The sequence below is a fragment of the Burkholderia sp. Z1 genome, from assembly GCF_014893795.1.
Classification (GTDB): domain Bacteria; phylum Pseudomonadota; class Gammaproteobacteria; order Burkholderiales; family Burkholderiaceae; genus Burkholderia; species Burkholderia theae.
Genome location: NZ_JACFYL010000001.1, coordinates 3,300,770 through 3,319,423 on the forward strand (window position 1 = coordinate 3,300,770; position 18,654 = coordinate 3,319,423).

The window sequence follows — 18,654 nt, forward strand, 5'->3', positions numbered from 1 at the left end:
AACTGTATGGATATACAGTATATGGCAATGCGCTCGCGCCGCACAGCACCGGTGCGAAACCGGTGTTTCGTCAGAGAAAAACAGGGAGGAAAGCCGGCGTGCGCGTCATGTTACGGCGCGCCGGCCCGCCGGTCAGCTCAGCAACAACGCGTCGTCGTCGAGCTGCTCGTGACGCACCTTCTCGAACATCTGCAGCAGGTCCGGCACGTCGAGCCCCTTGCGCGCGTCGCCCGACACGTCGAGCACGACCTGCCCCTGGTGCAGCATCACCGTGCGGTCGCCGTAGTCGAGCGCCTGCCGCATGCTGTGCGTGACCATCATCGTGGTCAGCTTGCTCTCGGCGACGATACGCGCGGTCAGCTCCAGCACGAACGCGGCCGTCTTCGGGTCGAGTGCGGCCGTGTGCTCGTCGAGCAGCAGGATCCGCGACGGCCGCAGCGACGCCATCAGCAGGCTCACGGCCTGCCGCTGGCCGCCCGACAGCAGCCCGATCCGGTCGGTCAGCCGGTTCTCGAGGCCGAGATTCAGCAGCCGCAGCTTGTCGCGGAACAGCTCGCGCGACGGCCGGTCGAGCGCGGCCCGGAAGCCGCGCCGCACGCCGCGCGCCGTCGCGAGCGCCATGTTCTCCTCGATCGTCAGCGCCTCGCAGGTGCCGGCCATCGGATCCTGGAACACGCGCGCGACGAGGTGTGCGCGGTCCCACGCGGCCTGGCGCGTGACGTCCGTGCCGTCGATCGAGATGCGCCCCGAATCGACGCGCTGGTCGCCGCTGACCGCATTGAGGAAGGTCGACTTGCCGGCGCCGTTCGAGCCGATCACCGCGACGAACTGGCCGTCGGGGATCTCGAGCGACAGCCCGCGCAGCGCGCGCGTCTCGATCGGCGTGCCGGGATTGAACGTGAGTTTCAGGTCTTGTGCGGACAGCATGTCATGCCCCTCCGTTCTTGCGCGCGAACAGCTTCTTGCGCGTCGCCGGCAGCACCAGCGCGATCGTGACGAGCGCGGCCGTCACGAGGTTCAGATCCTGCGCCTTCAGGCCGATGAATTCGCTGTTCAGCGCGAGCGCGATGAAGAAGCGGTAGACGATCGCGCCGAGCACGACGGCGAGCGTCGTCAGCACGAGCCGGCGCGCGGGCAGCAGCGTCTCGCCGATGATCACGGCAGCCAGCCCGATCACGATCGTGCCGATCCCCATCGAGATGTCCGCGCCGCCCTGCGTCTGCGCGAACAGCGCGCCGGCGAGCGCGACGAGCGCGTTCGACAGCGCCATCCCGGCGAGCGTCGCGCGGCCCGTCGCGATGCCTTGCGCACGCGCCATCCGCGGATTCGCACCGGTCGCGCGCATCGCGAGGCCGAGCTGCGACGAGAAGAACCAGTCGAGGCCGAGCTTCGCGACCACGACGACGATCGCGAGCAGCGCCGGGCGCAGCACGTAGTCGGGCATCCAGTCGGGTTGCAGCACGGTGAAGAGCGTCGGCTCGGTGATGAGCGGCACGTTCGGCCGGCCCATGATCCGCAGGTTCACCGAATAGAGCGCGATCATCATCAGGATACTGGCGAGCAGATCCATGATCTTCAGGCGCACGTTGAGCCAGCCGGTGACGAAGCCGGCCACCGCGCCCGCGACGATCGCGAACACAGTTGCGGAGAACGGGTCGTAGCCGGCCGAGATCAGCGTCGCGGCAACGGCGCCGCCGAGCGGAAAGCTGCCGTCGACGGTGAGGTCGGGGAAGTTGAGGATGCGAAACGAGATCAGCACCCCGAGGGCGACGAGACTGAAGATCAGGCCGATCTCCAGGGCGCCCAGTAACGAGAACAGAGACATGATGGGGAATCCTGTTGCTTCCCGGCCGGACGTGTACGGCCGGGCGAAGCGGACGGGCGGCCCCGGGTGGGAGCCGCCCGTCCGGCGGTGTCGTTCAGGCCCGGATCGGGCCTGCCAGCGCGGCGGTCGGGCCGCGGCTTACTTGATGACCGTCTTCGCTTCCTTCACGAGATCCGACGACAGCGTCACGCCCTGCTTCGCGGCCGCGCCCGTGTTGACGAACAGCTCGAGGTTGCTGCTCGTCTCCGACGCGATCGCGCCCGGCTTCTGGCCCTTCAGGATGCGCGCGACGACCTTGCCCGTCTGGCGGCCGAGGTCGCCGTAGTTGATGCCGAGCGCCGCGATGCCGCCACGCTTCACGCTGTCGGTATCGCCGGCGACGAGCGGGATCTTCGCTTCGTTCGCGACCTTCACGAGCGCTTCGTACGCGGACACGACGTTGTTGTCGGTGTTCGTGTAGATCACGTCGACCTTGCCGATCAGGCTCTTCGCGGCCGGCCCGATGTCGACGGTGCGCGGCGCGGCCGCTTCCTTGAGCGTCATCCCCTGCTTCGCGAGGAGCTCCTTGAGCGCTTGAACGACGACGACCGAATTCGCCTCGCCCGGGTTGTAGACCATGCCGACCGTCTTCGCATTCGGCACGACGCGCTTGATCAGCGCGACCTGGCGATCGAGCGGCAGCTTGTCGGACACGCCCGTCACGTTGGTGCCCGACGGGCCCCAGCCCTTCACGAGCTGCGCGGCGACCGGATCGGTGACGCCCGAATAGACGACGGGCACGCTCTTGGTCGCCGCGACGACCGACTGCGCGGCCGGCGTCGCGATCGCGACGATCACGTCGGGCTGGTCGCCGACGAACTTGCGCGCGATCTGCGCGGCCGTGCCCGTATTGCCCTGCGCGCTCTGGTATTCCCACTTGAGCTTGTCGTCGCCGAAGCCTTCCGCCTTCAGCTCGGCGCGCACGCCGTCGCGGATCGCGTCGAGCGCCGGATGGTCGACGATCGACAGAACCTTGACGGTCTGCGCATGCGCGGCGCCTGCCAGCGCGAGTGCGGCCACGCCGGCCGTGATCGAACGGATCGCGAAAGTCTTGAATCGCTTCATGGGTGAGTCTCCCCCGTATTGTGTCGGTTCTGGATGATGGATTCCCGCCGCCGTCATGCGGGCGCGCCGCGCGTGAAACGCAGCGGCGGCCGACCCGCTCGCGCCCCGGGAAGGCGTGCGGCGGCGAACGCACGAGGATACCATTTCCGCAGACCACCGCCTGACTCCGCGCTTTCGCTCGACGCACCGGATCGCACCGCCCGTGGAAGCCCCGCGACCCCGTGTGAAGCCCGCCCGGCGGCGACTTCCGCCGGTGTCCGCGCAACGCGTCAGCCGCGCTTGCGGCTTTACGTTATGCTGTCGGCCGACCCATTCCACTCCATCGGAGGACAGATGAAACGGGGGATCCGTGCAATCGCATTCGCGGCCGTCGCGCTGGCACTGCCGGGCGCGGCGTTCGCGCTGACCGACGGCAGCGAGCAATACGACGACTGCATGCTCAACGCGCTGCGCGAAAGCCGCAACGGCGCGGCGGCCCAGTTGATCCAGCGCTCCTGCGACGCGCTGTACCGCAACAACGCGATGCTGCTGCCGCGCGAGCGGCGCTATCACGAGTGCGTCGTGCAGTCGCTGCCGGGCGTGCGCGACAACTACGCGATCCAGCAGATCATGTCGATCTGCTCGCGGCGCGGCGAGATGTGAGCCAGTACTGAACGCCTGGCGCCGCGCGGCCGTCGATCGGCCGCGCCAACGAAAAAGGGCCTGCGCGATGCAGGCCCTTTTCGTTCAGCGGTCCGACCGGTGTGCGGCGTTCAAAACGACGCGACCATCGAGCCCTTGAACTGCTTCTTGATGAATTCCTTCACTTCCGGCGACTGGTACGCCTTGACCAGCTTCTTCACCCACGGCTGGTCCTTGTCCTTCGCGCGCACGGCGATCAGGTTCGCATACGGGCTCGTCAGCGCCTCGAGCGCGATCGCGTCCTTGGTCGGCTGCAGGTTTGCTGCGAGCGCGTAGTTCGTGTTGATCACGGCCGCGTCGACGTCCGACAGCACGCGCGGCAGTTGCGCGGCGTCGAGTTCGGAGATCTTCAGCTTCTTCGGGTTCTCGGCGATGTCGAGCACCGTCGCGTTGTTGCCGCCCGTGCCGGCGCCCGCCTTCAGCTTGATCACGCCTTGCGTCTGCAGCAGCAGCAGCGCGCGGTTCTCGTTCGACGGATCGTTCGGCACCGCGAGCTTCGCGCCTTGCGGCAGGTCCTTCAGCGCCTTGAACTTCTTCGAGTACACGCCGATCGGCGAGATGTAGGTCAGGCCCGCGCTGACGATCTTGTAGCCGCGCTGCTTCACCTGGCTGTCGAGGTAGGGCTGGTGCTGGAAGCTGTTCGCGTCGAGGTCGCCCGAGTCGAGCGCCGCGTTCGGCTGCACGTAGTCGTTGAACTCGATGACCTTCACGTTCAGGCCTTCCTTCTCCTTCGCGACCTTCTGCACGAGCTGCCACACTTCCGAATCCGGGCCGGCAACCGTGCCGACCTTGATCACCTTGTCTTCGGCGTGCGCGCCCGCCGACAGCGTCAGCGCTGCACCGGTAGCCAGCACGGAAAATACCTTCAGGAGACTGCGACGCTTCATCTGTTTCTCGCTTTCTTGCTTACTGGAAATAGGGCGCGATACGGGTAAGCCCCGACTCGCAGGAAGGCGCAAATGGTGTCACAGGATCGGCGGGAAGTGAAATACATCCCGCTCATATGGGTATGCACCGCAGCGGTGCTGGCGGCGGCTGCACGACCCGGCCGTTAGTTGCGTTTAAATCGCCAACGTCAAACCACCATCTCGTCGGCCGCCTTCGCGCCGAACGCGGGTTCGGCCGACCGTGCGCCGGCCCGGCGCGGCGACAGGCCGCCGGCGTCGCCGGTCCGGAACGCGCCGACCGCATCGCGCAGCCGCGCGGCCTGCTCCTGCAGCGATGCGGCCGCCGCCGCGGCCTCCTCGACGAGCGCCGCGTTCTGCTGCGTGACCTGGTCCATCTGCGTGACCGCGCGCCCGACCTGCGTGATGCCGCTCGCCTGCTCCTCGGACGCGGCCGCGATCTCGCCCATGATGTCGGTCACGCGCGCGACCGCCTGCAGGATCTCGCCCATCGTCGTGCCGGCCTGGCCGACCAGCGTCGAACCGTTGCGCACGCGCTCGACCGAGTCGACGATCAGCTCGCGGATTTCCTTCGAGGCCGTCGCGCTGCGCTGCGCGAGCGAGCGCACTTCGCCCGCGACCACCGCGAAGCCGCGGCCCTGCTCGCCCGCCCGCGCGGCCTCGACCGCCGCGTTCAGCGCGAGGATGTTGGTCTGGAACGCGATGCCCTCGATCACGCCGATGATGTCGGCGATCTTGCGCGAGCTGTCGTCGATCTCGCCCATCGTGCCGATCACGCGGTTCACGACGTCGCTCCCCGTGCGCGCGATGTCCGACGCGTTGTTCGCGAGCCCGCTCGCCTGCCGCGCGTTGTCCGCGTTCTGCTTCACCGTCGCGGTCAGCTGCTCCATGCTCGCGGCCGTTTCTTCCAGCGACGCGGCCTGCTCCTCGGTGCGCTGCGACAGGTCGTCGTTGCCGGCCGAGATCTCGCGGCTCGCCGACGCGATCGCTTCGGCCGACTGGCGAATCCCGCCGATCGTCGCCTGCAGCCGGGCCTGCATGTCGTGCATCGCGGCCATCATGCTCGTGCGGTCGCCCGCGCGCACGGGCACCGGCTGCGTCAGGTCGCCCTGCGCGATGCGCGTCGCGAGCACGGCCGCTTCGTCGGGCTCGCCGCCGAGACTGCCGCGCACGTTGCGGATGATCACCAGCATCGCCGCGCTGATCACGAAGCCGATCACGAACACGACCGCGAGGTGGCCGAGCAGCGTGCGGTAGTAGATGGTGTCGATGTCCTTCAGGAAGACGCCGCTCGAGATGTTCCAGTCCCACGGCGCGAAACGCGTGACGTAGCTGATCTTCGGCACGGCGGTCTCGCTGTGCGGCAACCGCCCGCGATATTCGGCGAAACCGCTGCCGGTCGCCTTCGCCGCGTTCAGGATCGTGACGAACAGCGGCTTGCCGTCCGGATCGAGATAGTCGCCGACCTGCGTGCCAACCAGCTTCGGCAGCGTCGGATGCATCAGCACGACCGGCTTCGAGTCCATCACGAACACGTAGCCCGAATCGCCGTAGCGCATCGCGGCGAGACTCGCGAGCGCGTCGCGCTTCGCGTCGGCCTCGGGCAGCGTGCCGCTCTGCGCGAGCGCGTGATACGCCGTCACGATGCCGGCCGCCGAATCGACCAGGTTCGCGATGCCCGCCTTGCGTTCGGCGAGCATCGTCGCGCGCGTCTCGTAGGCGCTCCATGCGCCGACGCCCAGGAGACCGATCCATACCAGCGCAAGCGCGAGCCACAGCTTGCGGTTCAAACTCATTCTGCTCATCTGCGTGCCTCGTTGTCGATGTCGATGCGCACGAACGGCCCGCCGCGCGCAAACGGTTGCCCTTTTATTTACGGCAACCAGGCTTACAACTTGAATACACGCCGGTGCCGTGAACAGTCGGCCGACATGCGGCAACCGCCCCGCCACGCGCCCGCCGGCGCGACAGCCCGCATTCGCTGTGCTACAAAGACCGGCTGGCCGGCGCGCGCAGCGCCGGCGATATTCCAGGGCCATCCATGTACGTCATCGACATCCACTACACCGCGTCGCTCGAGCGCATCGACGACGCGCTCGAACGCCACCGCGCGTATCTGCAGCCGCTGTTCGACAAGGGCATCTTCATCGCGGCCGGGCCGAAAGTGCCGCGCGAAGGCGGCGTGATCCTCGCGGCCCGCATCGATCGCGACGAGCTGGACGCGATCCTGAAGACCGATCCGTTCGTCACCGAGGGGCTCGCCACGTATCGCGTGACGGAATTCCGGATCACGCGCGCCGCATCCGGCTTCAACGTGCCGGCGCTGCCGTAACGCGACGCCTGCACGGCACGCCCGCGCAACGCACGCGCAGGCCGACGCGCCGCCCGACGGGCAGCGCATGCAAACAACGAGAGGGAAAGAGAGAAGGCGTGACGGCGCGTGGCGGCCGTCAACGCGATCGCCGGGCCGCGCGCCCGGCGGATGCCGCTCAGTCGACCAGCAGCTTCAGGTCGTGGACCCACGGGCCGGGGCCCTGGCCGTCGCGCACGAACAGGCGCAGCTTGCCGTCGCGGTCGAACACGTAGCTCGCGGCGGTGTGATCCATCGTGTAGCTGTCGGGCGTCTTGCCGGGCACCTTCGCGTAATAGACGCGGAAATCCTTCGTGACCTTCTTCAGCGCCGCTTCGTCGGCCGGCCGCAGGCCGATGAACGACGGATCGAACGCGGGCACGTACTGGCCGAGCAGCGCCGGCGTGTCGCGCTCCGGATCGACGGTGACGAACAGCACCTGCACGCGCTTCGCGGCATCGGGCCCGAGCTGCTTCAGTGCCTCGGACAGCTCGGCCATCGTGGTCGGGCACACGTCCGGGCAGTGCGTATAGCCGAAGAACATCACGACAGCCTTGCCCTTGAAGTCGGCGAGCGTGCGCACCTTGCCGGCCGTGTCGGGCAGCGAGAAGTCGCTGCCGAACTGCGTGTTGCCGGTGATGTCGAGATTCTGGAATTTCGGCGCGTTGTCGCATCCGGCGAGCAGCAGCGCTGCCGTGAATGCGCACGCGAGCATCCAGCCTTGGCGCGCGCGGCGCCCGAACCGTGAATGGAGCATTGCGTTCAAACCGTGCGGTTACACGCCGAGCAGCGGGCGTGCGTAGTGATCGACGAGCAGCGCGGCGAACAGCAGCGACAGATAGACGATCGAGTAGCGGAAGGCCTTGCGGGCGAGTTCATCCGAATAGTCGCGGTAGATCTTCCACGCATACGCGAGGAACACCGCGCCGAGCAGCACCGCGCTCGTCAGGTAGACAGCGCCGCTCATCCCGGAGATGAACGGCATCAGCGTGACCGCGAACAGGATCACCGTGTACAGCAGGATGTGCAGCCGCGTGAACTTCTCGCCGTGCGTGACGGGCAGCATCGGCAGCCCCGCGCTCTCGTAATCCTTGCGGCGATAAAGCGCGAGCACCCAGAAATGCGGCGGCGTCCACACGAAGATGATCAGCACGAGAATCCACGCGTCGCCGGGCACCGCACCGGTGACCGCGGCCCACCCGAGCGCCGGCGGCATCGCGCCCGACGCGCCGCCGATCACGATGTTCTGCGGTGTCATCGGCTTGAGCAGCAGCGTGTAGATCACCGCGTAGCCGACAAACGTCGCGATCGTCAGCCACATCGTCAGCGGGTTCGTGAACGTATAGAGCGTCCACGCGCCGACGCTGCCGAGCACGGCCGAGAACACCAGGATCTGCGGCGTCGTGATCTCGCCGCGCGCGGACGGACGCCACGCGGTACGACGCATCATCGCGTCGATCTTCTGTTCGACGAGGCAATTGATCGCGAACGCGGCGCCGGCCAGCAGCCAGATGCCGACGGTGCCGCCGATCAGCACATGCCACGGCACCATGCCCGGCGTCGCGAGGAACATGCCGATCACCGCGCAGAACACCGCGAGCTGCGTGACACGCGGCTTCGTCAGCGCCATGTACTGGGAAAACCGGCTACCGGGCGATTGGGAGAGGGTGCTTTGCATGGGGGCGGTCACGCCGGGGCGGCGTCGCGCGCAGGCTGCGCGACACGGCCGGGGCGGCTTGAAAGGATGCGAAAGTTTAACATGACGACGAGCAGCAGCAGGATCGCGGCCCCGCCGTTGTGCGCGACGGCGACCGGCAGCGGCCACTGCAGCACGATGTTGGTCAGGCCCGTCACGAACTGCAGCAGGACGACCAGCAGCACGCCGTTCGCGGGCCGCCGCAGCGACTCGAAGCGGCGCATCTTCAGCGCGAACGCGACCAGGTACGCGACCACGACGAACGCGAACGTGCGGTGCGTCCAGTGGATCGCGACCAGCGCGTCCTGCGTGATCGCGTCGCCGTCCTTCGTCATCCCGAGCGCGCGCCACAGGTGGAAGCCCTGCCCGAAGTCCATCGGCGGAATCCACTGACCATTGCAGGTCGGGAAATCGGTGCACGCGAGCACCGCGTAGTTGGTGCTCACCCAGCCGCCGAGCGCGATCTGCACGACCAGCAGCACGAGCGCCGCGAGCGCGGCCGCGCGATAGCGTCCGGCCTCCGGGTCATGCGACGGCAGCGGCGTCTGCCGCGCCGCGAGCCAGCCGAGCGTGCCGAGCAGCATGAGGCCGAGCAGCAGGTGGGTCGTGACGATCACGGGCTGCAGCTTCATCGTGACCGTCCACGCGCCGAACACGCCCTGCACGACGATCAGCAGCAGCAGGCTCGTCGGCCACCACGGCGACACGTGCAGCGGGCGGCGGCGCAGCCGCGCCGACCATGCGATCACGACCTGCGCGATGATCAGCACGCCGATCGCCATCGCGAAATAGCGGTGGATCATCTCGATCCACGCCTTGGTCATGCTGACGGGGCCCGTCGGCATCGCCTGGTGCGCGGCCGTGATCGCGGCGTGCGCGATGAACGGCGACGACGTGCCGTAGCAGCCGGGCCAGTCGGGGCAGCCGAGCCCCGAATCGGTCAGCCGCGTGAAGCCGCCGAACATCACCAGATCGAGGGTGAGGAAGGTGGTGATCCACACGAGCTTGCGGAACTTGTTGTCGTCGGCCTTCACCCACACGTACGACAGCGGCAGCAGCGCGATGCAGAAGCCGATCAGGCCGAGTTGCAGTAGATACGACATCGGAATGGTGCCTCGTTCTCTCGCCTTAGCCGATGCTCGACCACTTCAGCAGCTTCGTGACGTCCGCCTTGATCTTGCTGGGATTCGGATCTTTCGGGAAACGCATCATCAGGTTGCCGTTCGGGTCGACCATGTAGATGTGGTCGCTGTCCTTCGTGCCGGCGTCGGCCGGCAGCCACGCGGCAACCGCCGCCGGATCGGCGACAAGCCGGCGCGTGTCGGGATACGCATCCAGCACCTTCTGCGGCATCGCGCCCGCATCGCCGCGCAGCCACACCATCGTGATCCGGTGCCGTTCGCCCGCCTGCGTGACGCGGATCTGGCGCATGAAATAGAGCTTCTGCGCGCACGCTTCGTCGCACGCGCTGCGGTCGGTCATCACGAACAGCCATACGCCGCGCAGCGACGACAGCGGCACGGTCTTGCCGGTTTCGTCGGTGACCTGCAGATCCGCCGGAATCGGCCGCTGCGGCTCGATCAGCGTGCCGTAGTTCGTCGAGCCGCCCTTCGGCTTGATCACGTAATAGGTGAAGTACGACGCGAGCATCGGCGCGGCGCACACGAGCCCGAGCAGCACGAGCATCCAGCGGCCGCGCTTGCGGGCCGCGGGCGAAACCGGCTCGGCGGCCGGACCCTGACGGGAAGATTGCATGGACAAATCAGACCTCTCGAAACGAACCCGCGGCACTTGCGCCGCGTCCTGGCATGGCACTCACGCGCCGGCCGACTTCTTCGCCGCACGCCGCGCGGCGTACAGGCCGAAGCCGAGCGCGGCCGCCGCCATCGCCCACCACTGAAACATGTAACCGTAATTGCGCTCGACGCCGGTCGTCGCCGCCGGCCAGTCGCGCACCAGCTTGTCGCCGTCGTCGCTCGTCTGCTGGATCACGAACGGCTGCAGCGGCAGCCCCGTTTCCTGTGCATACGCGGCGACGTCCAGGTTCTGCCGGATCTTCTGGTGCGCCGCCGACCCGCCTTCGCCGAGCTCGAACGCGCGCGACGCGTCGGCGCGCGCGATGCCCACGATCTCGACGTCGCCCGCGGGCGTCGCGAACGGCTCGATCGCCGTGCGATCGGCGATGCTGCGCGGCAGCCAGCCGCGGTTGACCAGCACGACGCCGCCGCCCGTGAGTTTAAACGGCATCACGACGTAAAAACCCGGCTGGTCGTTATACGGCCGATTGTCGAGGAACACGGCTTGCTCGGGCACGAAACGGCCCTTCGCACGCACGCGATGAAACTCGATCGACGCCAGCGGAATCGGCTGCGCGCCGATGTCGACGGGCACCGCATGCTCGAAGCGCTCGATGCTCGCCTGCAGCGCTTCCTTCTGGTGCGCACGGTCGCGCTGCCAGAAGCCGAGACGGATCGTGACGGCGACAACGACGAGGATCAGCAGCGCGGGCAGCCAGCGAATCTTCATCATGCCGCCCGCCCGGCACATGCGCGAAAGCGAAGTGCGATAATTATCCCCTTCCTTTCGAATTGCCGTCGTCCGGTTCGTGTCATGCACATACTCGTTCCCATCGCCTTCGTCCTCATCATTGCCAGCATGGGCTCGGCGCTCTACTTCATGATGCACGACCGCGGCCACACGAAACGCATGGTCTGGTCGCTCGCCACCCGCGTCGGGCTGTCGGTCTCGCTGTTCCTGCTCATCCTGCTCGCGAACTGGATGGGCTGGATCCATCCGACCGGCTTGCCGATCGGGCGTTGATGCATGTGCCGCCACGGCCGCCGCCACCCGCTGTGACATTTCGCCGCATGGCCGCGGCACCAAGCAAAAGCGCCGCCTGACTGAGTCGCGGCGGCGCCAGGGTGGTGTCGGCAGGCAGCCAGCCGCTGCCCGCTCGACACCAATGAAAACGGCCCGCGCATTGCTGCGCGGGCCGTTTTTCCATTTACAGCCAGTAGACGACGACGTACAGGCCGAGCCAGACGACGTCGACGAAGTGCCAGTACCACGCGGCGCCTTCGAATGCGAAGTGATGTTCGGGCGTGAAGTGGCCGCGGATCATCCGCACCAGCACCACCGCGAGCATCGTGCCGCCGAGGAACACGTGGAAACCGTGGAAGCCGGTCAGCAGGAAGAACGTCGAACCGTACACGCCCGAATTCAGCGTCAGGTTCAGTTCGTTGTACGCGTGGTAGTACTCGAAGCCCTGCAGGAACAGGAAGCAGATACCGAACGCGAGCGTCGCGGCCATCCAGGCGATCGCCTTCTTGCGATGATCGTCGCGCAGTGCGTGGTGCGAGATCGTCAGCGTCACGCCGGACGACAGCAGGAATGCCGTGTTCAGCGTCGGGACCGGCCACGGGCCCATCGTCTTGAAGTGACCGGCGAGTGCTGCGGGGCCTTCGTTCGGCCACACGGCGGAGAAATCCGGCCAGATCAGCTTGTAGTCGAGGCTGCCGAGCTGGTGCAGCGCGATTTCACGCGCGTAGAACAGCGCGCCGAAGAACGCGCCGAAGAACATGACTTCCGAGAAGATGAACCAGCTCATGCTCCAGCGGTACGACTTGTCGACGTTCTTGCCGTAATGACCGCCTTCCGATTCGGCGATCGCATCGCCGAACCAGTGATACAGCGTGAAGAGCAACCACAGCAGGCCGAGCAACGCCGTAAACGGCGCCCAGTCGTGACCGTTGATCCACAGCGCCGCCGATCCGAGCATGACCAGCAGGCCGGTGGCCGCACTGATCGGATGGTGCGACGGATGCGGCACGAAATAGTACGGGGTCTGGTTTTGACCGCTCATGCTTGATTCTCCACTTCAGTCCAATTTGTGTACCGGAAACCGCTCCGGCTTTATTTCTTGCGCGGCGTGACCGCCACCGCGCTTATCCGCACGCGTCGCCGTGGCGCCGCGCACTGCATTCTTTCGTTGCCGCGGGCTTCAGCCCACGACGGCACGCACGATCAGGATCAGCACGCCGATGAACACACCGGCCGCGATCAACGCAACGATCAGCACGTGCAGCGGATTCAGTTGCGTCGCGTCGGCCTCCAGGTCGCGCCGCTTGCGCACCCCGAAGAACGACCACAGCACGGCCTTCACTGCCTGGCCGAACCCGCCGCGCTTGACCTCCGTCATCGCCCCGCCTCCGTCGTCATGCACCCGGCGTCGCCGCGCCCTGCGATGCCGTGCTGCGCGTCGCCGGCGCCGGTGCGGCCGGCGTATTCAGTTCGAAGAACGTGTACGACAGCGTGATCGTCTTCACGTCCTTCGGCAGTTTCGGATCGATCACGAACACCACCGGCATCTTGCGCGACTCGTTCGCGGCCAGCGTCTGCTGCGTGAAGCAAAAGCACTCGATCTTCTTGAAGAACTCCGTCGCCTGCTTCGGCGCGTAGCTCGGAATCGCCTGTGCAACGACCGGCCTGCCCTGCCCGTTCGTCACGTCGTACACGATCGTCGTCAGTTCGCCCGGATGCACGTCGAGACTGTTGTGCTCCGGCTTGAAACCGAGCGGCCCGCGTGCGTTCGCATCGAACTCGACCGACACCGTGCGGCTATAGTCGACCTGCGAGTTCTTCACCTCGCGCTCGCTGACGTCGCGCTGCACCAGGTTGTTGATGCCGGTGATCTGGCAGATCGCCCGATACATCGGGATCAGCGCGAAGCCGAACCCGAACATCAGCCCGGCCACGACGAAGAGCTTCACCAGCATCGAACGATTGAACGCGCGATCGACGGCGCCCTCTTCCGGCTTCGACATACGACAACTTCCTCGCTACTGCGTCAGTTACTGCTTCAGTGTGTGGACAGCCACCACTGCTTGATCACGACACCCACAAAAAAAACGGCGGCGATGACGAGCAGGATGAGGCCGAGCCGCTTGTTGCCCGCGCGGATCTGCTCGGGCGTTCGTCTTTCTTGTGGATTCCGGGTCATCTGAAACTTCGGTTCGGCGCCCGCCGCGCCTGCCTGCGCGGCAGGCAGCGGCGGAACGCACAGTGAAACTTACTCGACGTGCGGCGGTTGCTCGAACGTGTGGAAGGGAGCCGGGCTCGGCACCGTCCACTCGAGGCCCGTCGCGCCATCCCACGGCTTGTCCGACGCCTTTTCCAGCTCGCCGCCGCCACGGTAGGCCGGCAGCGCGACCGCGAACAGGAAGTACACCTGCGCGAGGCCGAAGCCGAATGCGCCGATCGTCGCAACCTGGTTGAAGTCCGTGAACTGCGCCGGGTAGTCCGCATAACGACGCGGCATGCCGGCGAGACCGACGAAGTGCATCGGGAAGAACGTCAGGTTGAAGAAGATCATCGACGCCCAGAAGTGGATCTTGCCGCGCGTCTCGTTGTACATCCAGCCCGTCCACTTCGGCGCCCAGTAATACCAGCCCGAGAACAGCGCGAACAATGAGCCCGCCACCAGCACGTAGTGGAAGTGCGCCACCACGAAGTAGGTCCCGTGATACTGGATGTCGAGCGGCGCCATCGCGAGCATCAGGCCCGTCAGGCCGCCGAACGTGAACACGAACAGGAAGCCGATCGCGAACAGCATCGGGGTTTCGAAGGTCATCGAGCCGCGCCACATCGTCGCGAGCCAGTTGAACACCTTCACGCCCGTCGGCACGGCGATCAGCATCGTCGCGTACATGAAGAACAGCTGGCCGGTGACCGGCATGCCCGTCGCGAACATGTGGTGCGCCCAGACCATGAACGACAGGATCGCGATCGAAGCCGTCGCGTACACCATCGAGCTATAGCCGAACAGCGTCTTGCGTGCGAACGCCGGGATCACCTGCGACACGATCCCGAACGCCGGCAGAATCATGATGTACACCTCGGGGTGGCCGAAGAACCAGAAGATGTGCTGGTACATCACCGGGTCGCCGCCGCCTGCCGCGTTGAAGAACGACGTGCCGAAGTGGCGGTCGAACAGCACCATCGTGATCGCGCCTGCCAGAACCGGCATCACCGCGATCAGCAGGTACGCCGTGATCAGCCACGTCCATGCGAACATCGGCATCTTCATCAGCGTCATGCCCGGTGCGCGCATGTTCAGGATCGTCACGACGATGTTGATCCCGCCCATGATCGACGATGCACCCATCAAGTGGACCGCGAAGATCGCGAAGTCCATGCCCGGGCCCATCTGCGTCGACAGCGGTGCGTACAGCGTCCAGCCGGCGGCCGTCGCGCCGCCCGGCGCGAAGAACGAGCCGACCAGCAGCACGGCAGCAACCGGCAGCAGCCAGAAGCTGAAGTTGTTCATCCGCGCGAACGCCATGTCGGATGCGCCGATCTGCAGCGGAATCATCCAGTTCGCGAAGCCGACGAACGCCGGCATGATCGCGCCGAACACCATGATCAGACCGTGCATCGTCGTGAGTTCGTTGAAGAACTCCGGACGCATGATCTGCAGGCCCGGCTCGAACAGCTCGGCACGGATGCCGAGCGCCATCACGCCGCCCGACAGGAACATGATGAACGAGAACAGCAGGTACAGCGTACCGATGTCCTTGTGGTTGGTGGCGAACAACCAGCGCCGCCAGCCATGCGGTGTTTCGTGCGCGTGGTCGTCGTGCGCGTGGTCCGCGGCTACGTCGTGCCCGATGCTAGACATGAGAATCTCCTAATGCGAATACGTCGACTAACTGAGCGACACGTCAAGCCGCCGGACCGATCTCGACCCGCCGGGCTTCCTTAGCGTCAGCCCCGCCCGTGATCGTTTCCGGCTTTTTCATGATGATGTGGTCTTCCGCCACGCCGGCCGACTTCAGCGCGTCGCGCACAGCCAGTGCGCGCTGCTTGGCCAGTTCGGCGTTCGCGTCGGCCGAGCCCGTCTTGTCGGTGAAGCCCGACAACGCGAGCTTCGCGTCCGGATGTGCCTTCGCATAGTCGGCCGCGGCGGCGATCGCCGCCTTCGCGTCGGCCGGCAGCGCGCTCTTGCCCGTTTCGAAGTAGATCGTCGACAGCGCGGCCGATGCCGATGCTGCCGCCGGCTGCTCGGCTGCGCCCGACGCGGCTTGCGCCGGCGCCGCTTCAGCCGGCGCCGCTGCGCCCGCCGTGTCTTCCGGCATCTTGCCGTTGCGCGCGTCAGCCACTTGCTTCGGCTGCAGCAGGTCGTTCTTGTGGTTGCCCCACGAATTGCGCTCGTACGTGATGACCGATGCGATGTCGAGGTCCGACAGCGATGCCCACGACGGCATGGCACCCTTGCCGTGCAGCACGCGCTCGACGTGTCCGGCGATCGGGCCGTTCACGATCGGGCTGCCGTCCATTGCCGGGAATGCGCCAAGGCCCTTGCCGCTCACCTGGTGGCAGGCCGCGCAGTTCGCCTTGTAGACTTCCTCGCCGTGCGCGACGAGTTCGGCCATCGTGTATACCTTGTTCGGATCGACCGACGCGCTGGCCATCTTGGCCTTCTGCGCGGTCACCCACTTCGCGTAGTCGTCTTCCGACAGGACTTCGACGACGACCGGCATGTACGCGTGTTCCTTGCCGCACAGCTCGGTACAGAAACCGCGGAAGGTACCGACCTTGTCGGCCTTGAACCACGTGTCGCGGACGAAGCCGGGAATCGCATCCTGCTTCACGCCGAACGCGGGCACGTACCACGAGTGGACGACGTCGTTCGCGGTCGTGATGATGCGGATCTTCTTGTTGACCGGCACGACGAGCGGGTTGTCGACTTCCTGCAGATAGGTGTCGGTGATCGGCTTCTTGCCCATCACTTCGTCACGCGGGGTGCTCAGCGTCGACAGGAAGCCGATGCCCTCGCCCGGGCCCTTCACGTAGTCGTAGCCCCACTTCCACTGGTAGCCGGTGACCTTGATCGTGAGATCGGCGTTCGTCGTGTCTTTCATCGCGACGACGGCCTTCGTCGCCGGCAGCGCCATCAGCACGACGATGACGAACGGCACGATCGTCCAGATGATCTCGACGGTCGTGCTTTCATGGAAATTGGCGGCCTTGTGGCCCTTGGATTTGCGGTGCGCGAAGATCGAATAGAACATCACGCCGAACACGCCGACGAAGATCACCGTACACAGGATCAGCATCATCGTGTGGAGATCGTAGAGCTCCTCGGCGATTTTCGTGACCGGCGGCTGAAAGTTGATCTCGTTGACGCGGGGGCCGCCCGGGCTATCACCGACCGCCAGGGCGGCACCGGCAAAGAGCAAACCGCTGCATGCCAGCACGCCCGTGAGGGCTCGCTTGATTGTTTTCATAGCATCCTTACCCAAAATTTCCATTCAAACCCTCCCCCGTCGCAAGCCGCCGGCCTGTTCCCGGCCGGTGCCCGCGCCTCGTCAGCCGCAGCGCCTGAGCGACACGCGCAGTTCGTCGGCGAACTGCGCACGCTTGTACTGCGCGAGATGCTGCCCGATTACGACGGTCTGCCCGCGCGATACCAGTCGAATCGGATCGCGTGGCGTCGCACCCGGCTCGACCCGCACCCAGCGCGGGTTGAATTCGATCTGCGTGAGCCGCTCCGCATCCATCCGCTCGATCACGAGCCGGTGCGGAAACAGCCTGATGCGTTCGTAATCGACCGCATGGCGAGCATAGATCGCAAATGCGACACCCACCACCAGCAACTCGATTCCGGTGAAGGGCATGACGAGCCAGGCCCCCCTCCACATCAGCAACGTCGCAATCACCAGCGAGAAGCCCGCAAGCGACGCGTAAAACAGCACGAACTGGCGTGGCGACACCGAACAGTTGCGTTTGATCAGCCAGTCCTGGAGGACCGGTTCGCCGTTCGTCGTCTCCGCCGAAACACTCGCTGCTTCCATCGCCGCCTCACGCGAATGGCATGCGATGCATGCCTGCATCGGACTCGTCGCCCCGTATTGCGGGGACCCCGGGACGACAAGCTGACGCATTATAGGCGGGTTCAATGGCATCCACAAGCAAGCGCCTATCGCCCCGCAAGCCAAGCGCGACAAGCTTTCCGGCCGTTTTTGGCGCCAATTCGACCCCGCTTTGCGCCGCTAATTTCAGACATAACAAAACCCCTCTTTACCGCTTTACCGATTCTTCGGACGGCCCTTCCCGATGTCCTCGATGCGCACGATCCCGTGCCCTTCGGCGGTCGTGCGCGGCACGGCCTTCCAGGCGTGGCCGTAGATCACCTCGAAGGTCAGTGGAATCGTGCCGTCCGCGCGCCGGCGCGCCTCCAGCGCGTCGCCGAGCGCCGCGCGAAAGCGCCGCGTCGCGCGTTGCGGCGCCGCGCGCTCGAACGGATAGGCGCCCCAGCGGCGCACGTCGGCCAGCAGGGAGTCGGGGGATTTGTAGGTGACGGTCAGCACTTCCTGATCCATCACGGGAATCTCGAAGCCGCTCTCGACGAGCATGTCGCCGAGGTCGTGCATGTCGACGAAATCGATCACGCGCGCGGCGGGCGGCGCGATGCCGAGCGCCGCTTCGGCGTCCGCGCAGGCCGCGCGCAGTTCGCGCAGCGTGTCGGGGCCGAGCGTGCTGAACATCAGCAGGCCGTTGACGCGCAGCACGCGCTGCCATTCGGGCAGCACCGCGTCGGGGCGCGAATGCCAGTGGAGGGCGAGGTTCGACCAGATCAGGTCGAACGCGCCGCCCGGAAACGGCAGCGCGGCGAAATCGGCCTGCGCGACGCGCGGGCCGCGCTGGCCCAGTGCCCGGCCGAGCGAAGCCGGCAGCCAGCGGCGCCAGCTCGCCTGCTCGACCTCGCGCTGGCCGGCCCGTGCGAGCATCGCGCCGGACAGGTCGACGCCGAATACGGGCGCCTCCGGAAAACGCGCGCGCAGCGCCGGCAGGTCGTCGCCGGGGCCGCAGCCCGCGTCGAGCACGGCCGTTGGACTCACCTTGATGTATTCGAGGCGTTCGTTCATCCGCTGCGCGATCTCGCGCGGCAGGAACGCGACCGCGTCGAACGTGGCGGCACGGCGGTCGAAGATCCGCCGCAGGCGCCCGGCGTCATTGGCCGGACGGCTGGTTGAAGTCGAAGCTGGGGACATGTCGGGCACACTGGCGAAGAGCCCGAAGTATACTCGCTCGC

21 protein-coding genes are annotated in these 18,654 nt (G+C 66.4%); 3 read left to right on the forward strand and 18 right to left on the reverse strand.

Annotation, left to right across the window (positions count from 1 at the left end; all coding sequences use genetic code 11):
- Positions 1 to 132: 132 nt before the first annotated feature.
- The 3 genes from H3H55_RS15315 to H3H55_RS15325 form a co-directional block, all read right to left on the reverse strand.
- The gene (locus H3H55_RS15315) at positions 133 to 927 is read right to left on the reverse strand and encodes an ABC transporter ATP-binding protein (RefSeq protein WP_048247023.1); all 795 of its coding nucleotides are present in this window, start codon (positions 925 to 927) and stop codon (positions 133 to 135) included.
- A gap of 1 nt (position 928) precedes the next feature.
- Positions 929 to 1,825 carry an ABC transporter permease gene (locus H3H55_RS15320; RefSeq protein ID WP_129513027.1) on the reverse strand — a complete coding sequence of 299 codons (897 nt, stop codon included), beginning with the start codon at positions 1,823 to 1,825 and terminating at the stop codon, positions 929 to 931.
- Between the two features lie 138 nt (positions 1,826 to 1,963).
- Positions 1,964 to 2,929 (reverse strand): ABC transporter substrate-binding protein, encoded by a 966-nt coding sequence (locus tag H3H55_RS15325; RefSeq protein WP_048247026.1) that lies wholly within the window; start codon positions 2,927 to 2,929, stop codon positions 1,964 to 1,966.
- 333 nt (positions 2,930 to 3,262) lie between these two features.
- On the opposite strand from H3H55_RS15325, the gene H3H55_RS15330 reads away from it, so the two are divergent.
- On the forward strand, positions 3,263 to 3,571 hold the full coding sequence (locus H3H55_RS15330; RefSeq protein WP_048247028.1) for a VF_A0006 family four-cysteine protein: 309 nt from the start codon (positions 3,263 to 3,265) through the stop codon (positions 3,569 to 3,571).
- Positions 3,572 to 3,681: 110 nt separating this feature from the next.
- On the opposite strand, the gene H3H55_RS15335 is transcribed toward H3H55_RS15330, so the two are convergent.
- On the reverse strand, positions 3,682 to 4,497 hold the full coding sequence (locus H3H55_RS15335) for a MetQ/NlpA family ABC transporter substrate-binding protein (protein WP_129513028.1): 816 nt from the start codon (positions 4,495 to 4,497) through the stop codon (positions 3,682 to 3,684).
- Between the two features lie 188 nt (positions 4,498 to 4,685).
- The gene (locus H3H55_RS15340) at positions 4,686 to 6,320 is read right to left on the reverse strand and encodes a methyl-accepting chemotaxis protein (protein WP_193099149.1); all 1,635 of its coding nucleotides are present in this window, start codon (positions 6,318 to 6,320) and stop codon (positions 4,686 to 4,688) included.
- 236 nt (positions 6,321 to 6,556) lie between these two features.
- On the opposite strand from H3H55_RS15340, the gene H3H55_RS15345 reads away from it, so the two are divergent.
- On the forward strand, positions 6,557 to 6,847 hold the full coding sequence (locus H3H55_RS15345; protein WP_034179097.1) for a YciI family protein: 291 nt from the start codon (positions 6,557 to 6,559) through the stop codon (positions 6,845 to 6,847).
- 157 nt (positions 6,848 to 7,004) lie between these two features.
- On the opposite strand, the gene H3H55_RS15350 is transcribed toward H3H55_RS15345, so the two are convergent.
- The 5 genes from H3H55_RS15350 to H3H55_RS15370 are packed head-to-tail and all read right to left on the reverse strand — an operon-like array spanning position 7,005 to position 11,087.
- Complete coding sequence (locus tag H3H55_RS15350; protein ID WP_193099151.1) at positions 7,005 to 7,622, reverse strand: SCO family protein; 618 nt, start codon at positions 7,620 to 7,622, stop codon at positions 7,005 to 7,007.
- Between the two features lie 18 nt (positions 7,623 to 7,640).
- Positions 7,641 to 8,543, reverse strand: coding sequence for a heme o synthase (gene cyoE, locus H3H55_RS15355; RefSeq protein ID WP_048247036.1), 903 nt, complete (start codon positions 8,541 to 8,543; stop codon positions 7,641 to 7,643).
- An 8-nt stretch (positions 8,544 to 8,551) separates the two neighbouring features.
- Complete coding sequence (locus H3H55_RS15360) at positions 8,552 to 9,664, reverse strand: COX15/CtaA family protein (protein ID WP_129513031.1); 1,113 nt, start codon at positions 9,662 to 9,664, stop codon at positions 8,552 to 8,554.
- A gap of 25 nt (positions 9,665 to 9,689) precedes the next feature.
- Positions 9,690 to 10,316, reverse strand: coding sequence for an SCO family protein (locus H3H55_RS15365; RefSeq protein ID WP_193099153.1), 627 nt, complete (start codon positions 10,314 to 10,316; stop codon positions 9,690 to 9,692).
- A 60-nt stretch (positions 10,317 to 10,376) separates the two neighbouring features.
- Positions 10,377 to 11,087: an SURF1 family protein gene (locus H3H55_RS15370; protein ID WP_226800240.1), complete on the reverse strand. Its 711-nt coding sequence runs from the start codon at positions 11,085 to 11,087 to the stop codon at positions 10,377 to 10,379.
- Positions 11,088 to 11,171: 84 nt separating this feature from the next.
- On the opposite strand from H3H55_RS15370, the gene H3H55_RS15375 reads away from it, so the two are divergent.
- A complete protein-coding gene (locus H3H55_RS15375) occupies positions 11,172 to 11,381 on the forward strand; it encodes a twin transmembrane helix small protein (RefSeq protein WP_048247042.1) in 210 nt (69 codons plus the stop codon).
- 184 nt (positions 11,382 to 11,565) lie between these two features.
- On the opposite strand, the gene H3H55_RS15380 is transcribed toward H3H55_RS15375, so the two are convergent.
- The 8 genes from H3H55_RS15380 to H3H55_RS15415 all read right to left on the reverse strand — a co-directional run bounded on the left by H3H55_RS15380 (position 11,566) and on the right by H3H55_RS15415 (position 18,613).
- On the reverse strand, positions 11,566 to 12,423 hold the full coding sequence (locus tag H3H55_RS15380) for a cytochrome c oxidase subunit 3 (protein ID WP_048247044.1): 858 nt from the start codon (positions 12,421 to 12,423) through the stop codon (positions 11,566 to 11,568).
- Positions 12,424 to 12,561: 138 nt separating this feature from the next.
- Complete coding sequence (locus H3H55_RS15385) at positions 12,562 to 12,759, reverse strand: DUF2970 domain-containing protein (protein WP_048247046.1); 198 nt, start codon at positions 12,757 to 12,759, stop codon at positions 12,562 to 12,564.
- A gap of 16 nt (positions 12,760 to 12,775) precedes the next feature.
- Positions 12,776 to 13,384: a cytochrome c oxidase assembly protein gene (locus tag H3H55_RS15390; protein WP_129513034.1), complete on the reverse strand. Its 609-nt coding sequence runs from the start codon at positions 13,382 to 13,384 to the stop codon at positions 12,776 to 12,778.
- A gap of 35 nt (positions 13,385 to 13,419) precedes the next feature.
- The gene (locus H3H55_RS15395) at positions 13,420 to 13,560 is read right to left on the reverse strand and encodes a cytochrome oxidase small assembly protein (RefSeq protein WP_034179107.1); all 141 of its coding nucleotides are present in this window, start codon (positions 13,558 to 13,560) and stop codon (positions 13,420 to 13,422) included.
- A 69-nt stretch (positions 13,561 to 13,629) separates the two neighbouring features.
- Entirely contained in the window at positions 13,630 to 15,237 is a 1,608-nt protein-coding gene (gene ctaD, locus H3H55_RS15400; RefSeq protein WP_048247050.1) for a cytochrome c oxidase subunit I, read from the reverse strand.
- 43 nt (positions 15,238 to 15,280) lie between these two features.
- A complete protein-coding gene (coxB, locus tag H3H55_RS15405; protein ID WP_193099156.1) occupies positions 15,281 to 16,870 on the reverse strand; it encodes a cytochrome c oxidase subunit II in 1,590 nt (529 codons plus the stop codon).
- Positions 16,871 to 16,927: 57 nt separating this feature from the next.
- The gene (locus H3H55_RS15410) at positions 16,928 to 17,452 is read right to left on the reverse strand and encodes a DUF2244 domain-containing protein (protein ID WP_129514702.1); all 525 of its coding nucleotides are present in this window, start codon (positions 17,450 to 17,452) and stop codon (positions 16,928 to 16,930) included.
- Positions 17,453 to 17,647: 195 nt separating this feature from the next.
- Positions 17,648 to 18,613, reverse strand: coding sequence for a methyltransferase domain-containing protein (locus tag H3H55_RS15415; protein WP_129513036.1), 966 nt, complete (start codon positions 18,611 to 18,613; stop codon positions 17,648 to 17,650).
- Positions 18,614 to 18,654 lie beyond the last annotated feature (41 nt).

What these genes read in the sequence shown, in the direction of transcription:
- H3H55_RS15365 (WP_193099153.1), bottom strand. Translation starts at nt 10,316, where the DNA reads ATGCAATCTTCCCGTCAGGGTCCGGCCGCCGAGCCGGTTTCGCCCGCG.
- H3H55_RS15385 (WP_048247046.1), bottom strand. Translation starts at nt 12,759, where the DNA reads ATGACGGAGGTCAAGCGCGGCGGGTTCGGCCAGGCAGTGAAGGCCGTG.
- H3H55_RS15330 (WP_048247028.1), top strand. Translation starts at nt 3,263, where the DNA reads ATGAAACGGGGGATCCGTGCAATCGCATTCGCGGCCGTCGCGCTGGCA.
- H3H55_RS15345 (WP_034179097.1), top strand. Translation starts at nt 6,557, where the DNA reads ATGTACGTCATCGACATCCACTACACCGCGTCGCTCGAGCGCATCGAC.
- H3H55_RS15320 (WP_129513027.1), bottom strand. Translation starts at nt 1,825, where the DNA reads ATGTCTCTGTTCTCGTTACTGGGCGCCCTGGAGATCGGCCTGATCTTC.
- H3H55_RS15375 (WP_048247042.1), top strand. Translation starts at nt 11,172, where the DNA reads ATGCACATACTCGTTCCCATCGCCTTCGTCCTCATCATTGCCAGCATG.
- H3H55_RS15395 (WP_034179107.1), bottom strand. Translation starts at nt 13,560, where the DNA reads ATGACCCGGAATCCACAAGAAAGACGAACGCCCGAGCAGATCCGCGCG.
- coxB (WP_193099156.1), bottom strand. Translation starts at nt 16,870, where the DNA reads ATGGAAATTTTGGGTAAGGATGCTATGAAAACAATCAAGCGAGCCCTC.
- H3H55_RS15360 (WP_129513031.1), bottom strand. Translation starts at nt 9,664, where the DNA reads ATGTCGTATCTACTGCAACTCGGCCTGATCGGCTTCTGCATCGCGCTG.
- H3H55_RS15335 (WP_129513028.1), bottom strand. Translation starts at nt 4,497, where the DNA reads ATGAAGCGTCGCAGTCTCCTGAAGGTATTTTCCGTGCTGGCTACCGGT.
- H3H55_RS15390 (WP_129513034.1), bottom strand. Translation starts at nt 13,384, where the DNA reads ATGTCGAAGCCGGAAGAGGGCGCCGTCGATCGCGCGTTCAATCGTTCG.
- ctaD (WP_048247050.1), bottom strand. Translation starts at nt 15,237, where the DNA reads ATGTCTAGCATCGGGCACGACGTAGCCGCGGACCACGCGCACGACGAC.
- H3H55_RS15340 (WP_193099149.1), bottom strand. Translation starts at nt 6,320, where the DNA reads ATGAGCAGAATGAGTTTGAACCGCAAGCTGTGGCTCGCGCTTGCGCTG.
- H3H55_RS15315 (WP_048247023.1), bottom strand. Translation starts at nt 927, where the DNA reads ATGCTGTCCGCACAAGACCTGAAACTCACGTTCAATCCCGGCACGCCG.
- H3H55_RS15410 (WP_129514702.1), bottom strand. Translation starts at nt 17,452, where the DNA reads ATGCAGGCATGCATCGCATGCCATTCGCGTGAGGCGGCGATGGAAGCA.
- H3H55_RS15415 (WP_129513036.1), bottom strand. Translation starts at nt 18,613, where the DNA reads ATGTCCCCAGCTTCGACTTCAACCAGCCGTCCGGCCAATGACGCCGGG.
- cyoE (WP_048247036.1), bottom strand. Translation starts at nt 8,543, where the DNA reads ATGCAAAGCACCCTCTCCCAATCGCCCGGTAGCCGGTTTTCCCAGTAC.
- H3H55_RS15350 (WP_193099151.1), bottom strand. Translation starts at nt 7,622, where the DNA reads ATGCTCCATTCACGGTTCGGGCGCCGCGCGCGCCAAGGCTGGATGCTC.
- H3H55_RS15325 (WP_048247026.1), bottom strand. Translation starts at nt 2,929, where the DNA reads ATGAAGCGATTCAAGACTTTCGCGATCCGTTCGATCACGGCCGGCGTG.
- H3H55_RS15380 (WP_048247044.1), bottom strand. Translation starts at nt 12,423, where the DNA reads ATGAGCGGTCAAAACCAGACCCCGTACTATTTCGTGCCGCATCCGTCG.
- H3H55_RS15370 (WP_226800240.1), bottom strand. Translation starts at nt 11,087, where the DNA reads ATGAAGATTCGCTGGCTGCCCGCGCTGCTGATCCTCGTCGTTGTCGCC.